Source organism: Streptomyces sp. NP-1717, assembly GCF_022695985.1.
In the GTDB taxonomy this organism is placed as follows: Bacteria; Actinomycetota; Actinomycetes; order Streptomycetales; family Streptomycetaceae; genus Streptomyces.
Genome location: NZ_JAAPBF010000251.1, coordinates 1 through 10,202, shown reverse-complemented (window position 1 = coordinate 10,202; position 10,202 = coordinate 1). Strand labels below are relative to the sequence as shown.

Annotated in this window: 7 protein-coding genes; 3 read left to right on the top strand and 4 right to left on the bottom strand. The window is 70.0% G+C overall.

Going from position 1 to position 10,202, the window contains the following annotated elements; all coding sequences use genetic code 11:
- Positions 1-551, bottom strand: a 551-nt coding sequence (locus tag GXP76_RS30980) for a TetR/AcrR family transcriptional regulator (RefSeq protein WP_242574940.1), incomplete at its 3' end; no start/stop codon positions are given.
- 95 nt (positions 552-646) lie between these two features.
- Between GXP76_RS30980 and GXP76_RS30975 the strand changes: the two genes are divergently transcribed.
- The gene (locus GXP76_RS30975) at positions 647-1,648 is read left to right on the top strand and encodes an ABC transporter permease (protein ID WP_277994013.1); all 1,002 of its coding nucleotides are present in this window, start codon (positions 647-649) and stop codon (positions 1,646-1,648) included.
- On the top strand, positions 1,641-2,432 hold the full coding sequence (locus GXP76_RS30970; RefSeq protein WP_242574938.1) for an ABC transporter ATP-binding protein: 792 nt from the start codon (positions 1,641-1,643) through the stop codon (positions 2,430-2,432). Before GXP76_RS30975 ends, GXP76_RS30970 begins: the two co-directional genes overlap by 8 nt.
- Positions 2,433-2,783: 351 nt before the next feature.
- On the opposite strand, the gene GXP76_RS30965 is transcribed toward GXP76_RS30970, so the two are convergent.
- The 3 genes from GXP76_RS30965 to GXP76_RS30955 form a co-directional block, all read right to left on the bottom strand.
- Positions 2,784-7,823 carry an NAD-glutamate dehydrogenase gene (locus GXP76_RS30965; RefSeq protein ID WP_242574937.1) on the bottom strand — a complete coding sequence of 1,680 codons (5,040 nt, stop codon included), beginning with the start codon at positions 7,821-7,823 and terminating at the stop codon, positions 2,784-2,786.
- Positions 7,824-8,181: 358 nt separating this feature from the next.
- Entirely contained in the window at positions 8,182-8,853 is a 672-nt protein-coding gene (locus GXP76_RS30960; RefSeq protein WP_242574936.1) for an HAD family hydrolase, read from the bottom strand.
- Between the two features lie 44 nt (positions 8,854-8,897).
- Positions 8,898-9,404, bottom strand: a complete 507-nt coding sequence (locus tag GXP76_RS30955) for a hypothetical protein (protein ID WP_242574935.1) — start codon at positions 9,402-9,404, stop codon at positions 8,898-8,900.
- Between the two features lie 293 nt (positions 9,405-9,697).
- Here GXP76_RS30955 and GXP76_RS30950 point away from each other — a divergent pair, with 293 nt between their 5' ends.
- On the top strand, positions 9,698-10,177 hold the full coding sequence (locus GXP76_RS30950) for an Rv3235 family protein (RefSeq protein ID WP_242574934.1): 480 nt from the start codon (positions 9,698-9,700) through the stop codon (positions 10,175-10,177).
- Positions 10,178-10,202 lie beyond the last annotated feature (25 nt).

The following is a 10,202-nucleotide window of genomic DNA, read 5'->3' as shown; positions in this document are numbered from 1 at the left end:
CGGACAACCACCAGCCGCCAGTACAGCGGCCCCGCGATCAGATCCAGCGCCCGGTCGGGATCGGCGCCTTCGGGCAGCTCCCCGCGGGCCACCGCCTCGCGTACGACCACCGCCGCGATGCCCTGCCGCCCGTCCAGCAGCGCCGCCTTGATCGCCTCGGAGATCTCCGGGTGCCGAGCGGCCTCCACCAGCAGATCGGGGATCACCCGGGAGGCCAGCGGGTGGCGCAGGGCGTGCGACGCCACCTCCAGCAGGGCGCGTACGTCCCCGTACAGCGAACCGGTCGCGGGCACCGGCAGCCCCTGCGCCGCGACGGCGGAGACCAGATCCAGCACCAGCGCCAGCTTGGACTTCCAGCGCCGGTAGACGGCCGTCTTGCCGACGCCCGCCCGCCGCGCGATGCCCTCGATGGACATCCGGGCGAACCCGACCGCGGCGAGTTCCTCGAAGACGGCGGAGCGGATGGCGTCGGTCACGTCCTCACGGAGCACGGCGGCTCCCGCTGGGGCGCGGCGTGAGAGGCGGGGGTCCGTGGGCATGGCAACGAGCATAGCGCCAGGCACGTCACGACGAAACGGTTGCGTTGCGACGTACTTCCGTTCTAACCTCTTCGTTACGACGAAACGGTCCCGTCCCGTCGCTACCCATGCCCCCCACACCCTCTCCCCACCCCTCTCCGCTCGCCTCCGTTCGATGTCCCTCGTCGAAAGCGACCCCTGTGAGCCAGACGACCGCACCCCCCGCCCGGCCGAGACCGGTGCCGAAGGACCTCGACCCGGCCCCGGACCTGCGCGCGCTCGCCGCCCGGCACGGTCTGACCGAGAGCGCGGCCCGCCCCCCGCTCCTCGCGTACCTGCGCGGACTGCACTCCCGCCGCCACTTCGTCACCGCGTTCGCCACCGCCCGGCTGACCTCGCAGTACAGCAAGGCCAAGCTCGGCCAGCTCTGGCAGATCATGACCCCGCTGCTCAACGCGACGGTCTACTACTTCATCTTCGGCGTCCTGCTCAACACCAGGGACGGGGTGCCGGACTACGTACCGTTCCTGGTCACCGGCGTCTTCATCTGGACGTTCACCGCCGGCACCGTGACCGCCGGCACCCGCGCGATCTCCGGCAACATCGGCCTCGTCCGCGCCCTGCACTTCCCGCGCGCCTCGCTGCCGCTCGCGTTCGCCCTCCAGCAGCTCCAGCAGTTGCTGTTCTCCCTGGGCGCGCTCACCGTGATCCTGGCCGTCTTCGAGCAGTACCCGAGGCCCGCCTGGCTGCTGGCCGTGCCCGCCCTCGCGCTCCAGACCGTGTTCAACACCGGGCTCGCGATGATCTTCGCGCGACTGACAGCGGCGACGCCCGACATCGCACAGCTGATGCCGTTCCTGCTGCGCACCTGGATGTACGCGTCCGGTGTGATGTGGAGCCTGGACACGGTCTTCAAGAACCAGAACGTGCCGGAGCCGGTCCGGCTCGCCCTCGAATGCAACCCGGCGGCCGTCTACATCGACCTGATGCGCTTCGCGCTCATCGACAGTTTCACCGCCGGTCAACTCCCGCCCCACGTCTGGCTGGTCGCCACCGGCTGGGCGGTGCTCGTCGGGGCCGGCGGATTCCTGTTCTTCTGGCAGGCGGAGGAGAAGTACGGCCGTGGCTGAGACCGAGCGTGTTCCGACCGTCGTCGTGGACGACGTCCACATCACCTACAAGGTGCACGGCACCAAGGGCGGCAAAGGCAGCGCCACCTCGGCGCTCAGCCGGATCGTCTCGCGCCGGAAGACCCCCGGCGTGCGCGAGGTGCACGCCGTACGGGGGGTGAGCTTCGTCGCGTACAAGGGCGAGGCCATCGGCCTCATCGGCTCGAACGGCTCCGGGAAGTCGACCCTCCTCAAGGCGGTCGCCGGGCTGCTGCCGCCGAGCGAGGGGAAGGTCTACACACAGGGCCAGCCGTCGCTCCTCGGCGTCAACGCGGCACTCATGAGCGATCTGACCGGCGAGCGCAACGTGATACTCGGCGGGCTCGCGATGGGCATGACGCGCGAGCAGGTCAAGGAGCGTTACGCGGGCATCGTGGAGTTCTCCGGGATCAACGAGAAGGGTGACTTCATCACGCTGCCGATGCGCACGTACTCCTCGGGCATGGGGGCGCGGCTCCGCTTCTCCATCGCGGCGGCCAAGACCCATGACGTGCTGCTGATCGACGAGGCGCTGTCCACGGGGGACGCGCGGTTCCAGAAGCGCAGCAAGGAACGCATCGCCGAACTGCGCCAGCAGGCCGGCACGGTCTTCCTGGTGAGCCACAGCAACAAGACGATCACCGAGACCTGCGACCGGGCGATCTGGCTGGAGTCGGGGACGCTGCGGATGGACGGCCCGTCGGCGGACGTCGTGGCGGCGTACGAGAAGGCGACCGGCGTCCCCCCGAAAAAACGCAAACGCTGACACCCCGACGGTGTCCTCAGTCGCCGGGCGGGCCCAAAATGAGCCCGCCCGGCGGCTGACGACGAACCGCCCACACTCCAGCCCGCCCGCCACCCGACGACGAAGCGGCCACCACTTCAGCCTGCCCGCCACCTGACGACGAAGCGGCCACCACTTCAGCCCGTCCGCCACATGACGACGAGCCGGCCACCCCTTCAGCCCGTCCGGCGATTGAGGACGGACCGCCCACCGGGCGGACCCGGCGCAAACAGCCCGGCCAGGACAGCGGGACCTGTCACTTCCCCCCCGGCCCGGACGGGCCACACCCGCAGCCCGTCCGGCGATTGAGGACAAGGCCCCGCCGGACCAGGCTTACGCGTGCGTCCGCAGCAACGTCCGCATCGTCCGCATCGCCACCGACAGATTCGCCAGGTCGAACGAGTCCGAACTCTGGATCTCCTCCAGCGTGGTGCGCGAACGCCCGAGAATCGCCGCGTTCTTCTCCTCCCACGCCTTGAACCGCTCCTCCGGCTTCGAGTCCCCGTCGCCGACCGACAGCACGTCCGACGCCAGGGCGGCGTGCGCCGCGTACAGGTCCTCGCGGATCGACGCGCGCGCCATCGACTGCCAGCGGTCCGCCCTCGGCAGTTCGATGATCCGGTCCATCAGCTGGGTGATCCGCAGCCGGTCACCGAGGTCGTAGTACACCTCGGCCACGTCCAGCGGATCCTTGCCCGTACGGTCGGCGATCTGCACGATGTCGAGCGTCGGGAACGCCGCCGAGAATCCGGCGACCCGCAGCGCCAGCACATCCGGCACGCCCACCGCGGTGAGCTCCTCCACGATGTTCTGGTACCACTCCAGGTCCGCGCCCCGCAGCAGCCGCGGCAGTTGCTGCCACACCTGCTCCACGCCTTCGGCGAAGAACTCGACCGTCCCGGCGATCTCCACCGGCTGCGGCCGGTTGCCGAGCAGCCACCGCGTGCCGCGCTCGACCAGCCGCCGCGAGTGGAGCCGGATCCGGGTCTGGACATCGGCGGCGACGCTGTTGTCCAGCGCCTCGACCGCGTCCCAGACCGCACCCAGCCCGAAGATCTCCCGCGCGGCCGTCTGCGCTCGTACGATCTCCTCGATCGACGCCCCGGTCTCCTCGCGCAGCCGGTGCAGGAAGGTCGAACCTCCCGCGTTCACGGTGTCGTTGACCAGCACCGTCGTGATGATCTCGCGGCGCAGCGCGTGCCCCTCGATCTGCTCGGAGAACTTCTCGCGGAGCTGCGCGGGGAAGTACGCGTACAGCAGCTTGCGCAGGTACGGATCGTCGGGCAGCCCGGTGGAGATCAGCTCGTCGGCGACCGTGATCTTGGTGTACGCGAGCAGGACGGCCAGCTCGGGCTGCGAGAGTCCCTTGCCCCCGTTGAGCAGTTCCCGGATCTGGCGGTCGCTCGGCAGGAACTCCAGCTCCCTGTCGAGGCTGCCGTCCCGCTCCAGGCGGCGCATGAACCGCTGGTGGGCGTGGAGCAGGGACGGGGCCTGGAGGACCGCGTTGGCGAGGGCGACGTTCTGCGCGTAGTTGTTGCGCAGGACGAGCCTGCCGATCTCGTCGGTCATGGCCGCCAGCAGCTTGTTGCGCTGCTTGACGGTCATGTCGCCTTCCGTCACGAGGGCGTTGAGCAGGATCTTGATGTTCACCTCGTGGTCGGAGGTGTCCACGCCCGCGCTGTTGTCGATGGCGTCGGTGTTGATCCGGCCGCCCCGGCCGTCCGCGCCGCGCCGGGCGAACTCGATCCGGCCGAGCTGCGTCGCGCCCAGGTTGCCGCCCTCGCCGACGACCTTGGCCCGCAGGTCCTCGCCGTTGATACGGATGGCGTCGTTGGCCTTGTCGCCCACGTCCGCGTTCGACTCGGCGGACGACTTGATGTACGTACCGATGCCGCCGTTCCACATGAGGTCGACCGGCGCCTTGAGGATCGCCCGCATCAGGTCGGCCGGCGTCAGCTTGGCCACGCCCGCCTCGATGCCCAGCGCCTCGCGTACGTGTGCGTTGACGGGAATCGACTTCGCGCTGCGGGGGTGGATCCCGCCGCCCTGGGACAGCAGCGACTTGTCGTAGTCGGCCCAGGAACTGCGCGGCAGGTCGAAGAGGCGGCGGCGCTCGGCGAACGAGGTGGCCGCGTCCGGGTTCGGGTCGATGAAGATGTGCCGGTGGTCGAAGGCGGCGACCAGTCTGATGTGCTCGGAGAGCAGCATGCCGTTGCCGAAGACGTCGCCGGACATGTCGCCGACGCCCGCGACGGTGAAGTCCTCGGTCTGGGTGTCGTGGCCCAGTTCGCGGAAGTGCCGCTTGACGGACTCCCAGGCGCCGCGCGCCGTGATGCCCATGCCCTTGTGGTCGTAACCGGCCGAGCCGCCGGAGGCGAAGGCGTCGCCGAGCCAGAAGTCGTAGGCGATCGCGACCTCGTTGGCGATGTCGGAGAAGCTGGCGGTGCCCTTGTCGGCGGCGACGACCAGATAGGTGTCGTCCTCGTCGTGCCGCACCACGTCGGCGGGGTGCACGACCTCGCCGGCCACCATGTTGTCGGTGATGTCGAGGAGCGCCGAGATGAACGTCCGGTAGGAGGCGATGCCCTCGGCGAGCCAGGCGTCACGGTCCACGGCCGGGTCGGGGAGCTGCTTGGCGACGAAGCCGCCCTTGGCGCCGACCGGCACGATCACCGTGTTCTTGACCATCTGCGCCTTGACCAGGCCCAGGATCTCCGTACGGAAGTCCTCGCGCCGGTCGGACCAGCGCAGTCCGCCGCGCGCGACTTTGCCGAAGCGCAGGTGGACGCCCTCGACCTGCGGCGAGTAGACCCAGATCTCGTACGCCGGGCGGGGCGCCGGCAGATCGGGGATGGCCTGCGGATCGAACTTCATCGACACGTAGCTGTGGTACTTGTCGGCCGTGGACTTCCGGCCCGTACCGTCCGGCGCCTTGCTCGCGCTCTGGAAGAAGTTGGTCCGCAGTGTGGCTCTGATGACGGTGAGGAACGAGCGCAGGATGCGGTCCTCGTCGAGGCTGGCGACCTGGTCGAGGGCGCCGGTCAGCTCTTCGAGGAGCCCTTCGATGAGCTCCGTGCCCGCGCGCTGGCGGTTGGGCGCCATCCGGGCCTCGAAGAGGGAGACGAGCAGCCGGGTGGTGTGGACGTTGTTACGGAGGGTGTCCTCCATGTAGTCCTGGCTGAAGGTCGCCCCGGCCTGGCGCAGGTACTTCGCGTAGGCGCGCAGCACCATCGCCTCGCGCCAGTTGAGCCCGGCGCGCAGGACGAGGGAGTTGAAGCCGTCGTTCTCCGCCTCGCCGGTCCAGACGGCCGCGAAGGCGTCCTGGAAGCGCTCGCGCGCGTCCTCGGCGAGGTGGTCGTCCTTGGCCTGGTTGTTCTCGCCGCGCGGCATGCGCAGGCCGAAGTCGTAGATCCAGGCGTGGGCGCGGTCCGCGCAGCGCAGCTCGTACGGCCGCTCGTCCACGACCTCGACGCCGAGCTGCTGGAGCACCGGCAGTACGGCGGAGAGGGAGACCTGCTCGCCCGTGCGGTAGATCTTGAAACGGCGCTCGCCGGGAGCCGCGCCGACGGGCTCGTAGAGGGAGAGCGCGAAGTCCTTCTTGTCGTGGCTCAGCTCCTCGACGCGGACGAGGTCGGCGACGGCGGAGCGCGGCGAGTGGTCGGCCTTGTAGCCCTCGGGGAAGGCGTTGCCGTAGCGGCGCAGCAGTTCGGCGGCGCGCTCCTCGCCCAGCTCGGCGTTGAGCGCCTCGCCGAAGCCGTCGGCCCAGGAGCGGGCGGCCTCGACGAGCCGGCCCTCGATGCGGTCGACGTCGGCGTCGGTGAGCCCGGCCAGCTGGGTGCCCTGCGGGACGCGGACGACGAAGTGGAGCCGGGAGAGGATCGATTCGGTGTTCCAGGCGGTGAAGTCGACGTTGGTGCCGCCGAGCTCCTCCTTGAGGATGTCGATGAGCCGCAGCCGGACGCCGGTGGTGTAGCGGTCGCGCGGCAGGTAGATGAGGGCGGAGTAGTAGCGCCCGTACTCGTCCTGGCGGAGGTAGAGGCGCAGCCGGCGCCGCTCCTGGAGGTACAGGACGCTGGTGACGATGGAGCGGAGCTGGTCGACGGGTGTCTGGAACAGCTCGTCGCGCGGGTACGTCTCCAGGATCTGCATCAGGTCGCGGCCGTCGTGGCTGTTGGGCGAGAAGCCGGCGCCTTCGAGGACTTCGGCGACCTTGCGGCGGACGACGGGTACGCGGCGTACGGATTCGGTGTACGCGGCCGAGGAGAAGAGGCCCAGGAAGCGGCGCTCGCCGATGACGTTGCCCTTGCCGTCGAACTTCTTCACGCCGACGTAGTCGAGGTAGCTCGGGCGGTGCACGGTGGAGCGGCTGTTGGCCTTGGTGAGGATGAGCAGTTTGTGCTCGCGGGCCTTGGCGCGCGCGTCGGCGGGGAGCCGGTTGAACGACGGGCTCACCGGGTGGGCCTCGTCGTCGGTGTGCTTGGGGTCGGAGCGCAGGATGCCGAGGCCGGTGCCGGGCACGGCGGTCAGGGCGTCGTCGCCCGTCAGCTCGTACTCGCGGTAGCCGAGGAAGGTGAAGTGGTTGTCGGCGAGCCAGCGCAGCAGCTCACGGGCCTCTACGACCTCCTGGTCGCGCAGGTCGTCGGCGGTCGGCTCGCTGGGCAGCTCGTCGGCGATGCGCAGCGCGGACTCGCGCATCTTGCCCCAGTCCTCGACGGCCTCGCGGGCGTCGGACAGCACGCGCAGCAGGTCGGCGGTGATCTGCTTGAGATCGGCGCGGTCGGTCTCGCGGTCGATCTCGACGTGGATCCAGGACTCGATCAGGGTGTCGTGGGTCCGCTCGGCGCTGTCGCCGCGGCTCTCGGGGAGGACCTCGATGAGCTTGCCCGTGAGATCGCGCCGCACCAGGATCTGCGGGTGGATGACGGCGTGGATCCCGCGGTTCTGCCGGGTGAGTTCGTTGGTGACCGAGTCGACGAGGAACGGCATGTCGTCGGTGACGACCTCGACGACGGTGTGGGTGCACGTCCAGCCGTTCTCCTCGACCGACGGCGTGTGGACACGCACGTTGGCCGTGCCCTGCGGGCGATTCTCGGCCAGCCGGTAGTGGGAGAGCGCCGCGCCGTAGATGTCGACCGGATCGCGGTCGGCGAGGTCGTCCGGTGCGGTGTGCAGGTAGTACTTGTGGAGGAAGGCGAGGAGCGTGTCGTTGTCCGGCCGCTTCTCGTCGTTCGTCTCGTCGTCGGTCGCCTTCGCGGCCGAGTTGTTCCGGGAGGTGCCCCCCAGACCCCCAGCCCCCCCGGCTGGGCTGTTCTCAGCGACCCGGGCCGCCCGTGCGAGCAGCTCGGCCTTGGCTTCGTCCAGCTTGGTCTGCATGTCCTCTGGCTCCTGTCGCGCGCCATTGCGTGACGTCGATGAAAGAAGCGACACAACGCCACGACGCGGGGTCTCCGGTCGATGTCGACGCTATGCCGCGATGAGAGATGTCCGGGACGTTATTGGCCAAATTTGACGGCCACGCCGGATTGCGGGGATCAGCGAGGCCCGGGGCGCTGTGGCACTCCGGGCGCTGGCCGGGAGCTTCGGTGCTCCCACGGCATATCGCACTGATCACGGCCCCAGGCTATCTCGCCGCACCCCGGGCCCGTCATGAACCGCATATGTACAAAAGAAGGGCGGGAAATTTGCCGGTCCGGCCAGTGACAAGTGACGGCCGGATGTTGGTGACCGATGGTCAGCGCGCGAGGCTCTGTGCCAGGTCGACGGCGTCAGCGAGGTTGTCGACGACCGGAACTCCCGCCGCCTCCAGGCTCTTACGGCTGTGCGATCCCCCGGTGTAGAGGACCGCTCTGGCACCCACATGGGCGGCGGCCAGGGCGTCGTCCACCGCGTCACCGATCACCACCGTGTGCGCGGGGTCTATCCGGCCGTCCTTGGCGAGCGCGGCCAGATGGCGCTCCATGTGCACGGCCTTCGTGCCGCCGGACGGGCCCGTCCGGCCGTCGACCCGTACGAAGTGCTGGTGAATCCCGTAGCCGCGCACGACGGGCACCAGTTGTTCGTGCTCGTACATGCTGAGCAGCGACTGGCTGCGGCCGGCCAGCACCCACTGCGTCAGCAGCTCCTCGACGCCCTCGGCGAGCCCGCACCCGACGCGGCGCTCCACGTAGTGCCGCTGGAATGCCTCGTCCATGACGAGCCACTCGGCGTCCGTGGGGAGGCGGCCCATCAGACGCTCGTAGAAGACAGGGATCGGCATGCAGTAGACATCCCGATAGCGCTCCGGGGTGATCGATTCGAGACCGATCTCCGCGAAGGCGGCGTTGGTCGCCGCGACGACCGCCTCGAAGTCGTCGAGCAGTGTGCCGTTCCAGTCCCAGACCAGATGTGTGTCGTGCTTCCCCATGCCGGAAACGTTACCGGCAGGGTCCGACAACGCGCCGCCGAACCCTAGGCGACGATGCCCGGGATCTCCTGCACCCCGAACCAGAGCAGTTCGTGGTCCTCGGCCCCGTCGACCGTGAACTGCGCGTCGTCGTCGCCGTGGTCGGCCGCGCCCAGCGCCGTGGCGGCGGCGGACACGTCGTCCTCGGCGTCGTCGGCGTCGACGTGCACGGCGGCGGCCTTGGCCAGGGGGACGGCTGTGGCGATCCGCACCTCGCCGAGCCCGGCGGAGTCCACCCCGCGGTCGGGGTCGGCCGCGGCGTCCTTGTCCGGTACGTCGACGGCGACGACGACCCGGCGCCGCGCGGCCGACGGATCACCGGCGAGCTGCCGGAGCGAGGCGGCGGCGGCGCGGTTGAGCGCCGCGTACTCCAACTCCTCGATGTCGTCGGAGAGGTACCACTCGCGCAGTCCGGGGGTCACCGCGTACGCGGTCAGCGGCCCGGGGCCCAGCTCGCCCGTCTTCTGCGCCTCGGCGAGACCGGGAAGGGTCAGAGGGACGTAGACGCGCATGCGATGACCGCTTTCGTAGTCGGGAGAGCCGTTCAAGGATACGTCCGGTGTATTCGGCCGGTCCCTCGTCGGGGTGACACTGCGGAGCCGTTTCCGGCCGTCCCGAACACACAGAGTGACGCCTGCGGCCCTGCTCCGGCCTGCCCGGCCACTCGGACAGGTGACACCCGGCGCACGCGCCGCACCGGGATCCGGTCCTTGCGGCAATCCGGGATCACCCGTAGAAGATCCCCAACACAAGTTACCGCCCGGTAATGCGATGCGGCCGGGCCGGCGGAACGGGGGCGATCTGCGTGAGCGACACAGAGACCAACAGGACGTACGACAGGGCGGCGGCCCGGACGGTCGCCACCACCCGGCCACCGGCCAGGCGCGACCCGCGCAGGCCCGGGCGGGTGGTCCCCCAGCACCGCCGGCCCCGGCTCCAGCCGCACGACCTCTTCGCGGAGCAACTGCTCGCCGTCCTCAGCGGCCTGCGCCCGGTCCACTCGATGCTGGGCAGGACGATCGGCGAGGCGTACGACCAACTCGTCCGCCTGGCCCCGACCACCCCGCTGCGCGCCCGTAACACCACGCCGGTGATCCGCACGTGCCGGGGCTTCCACCCCCGTCCGGGGGCGGTCGAGGCATGGGCCAGCATCGCGGCGGGCGACCAGGTCCGCGCGATGGCGTTCCGCCTCGAACAGGGCCCCGACCTCCGCTGGCGCTGCGCAGCGGTAGAAGTGGCCCCCCGCCCACGTGACCGCACTCCTCCGGGCCTGTCAGCCAATTGAGGACCAACCCCTCCCCACCCACGTG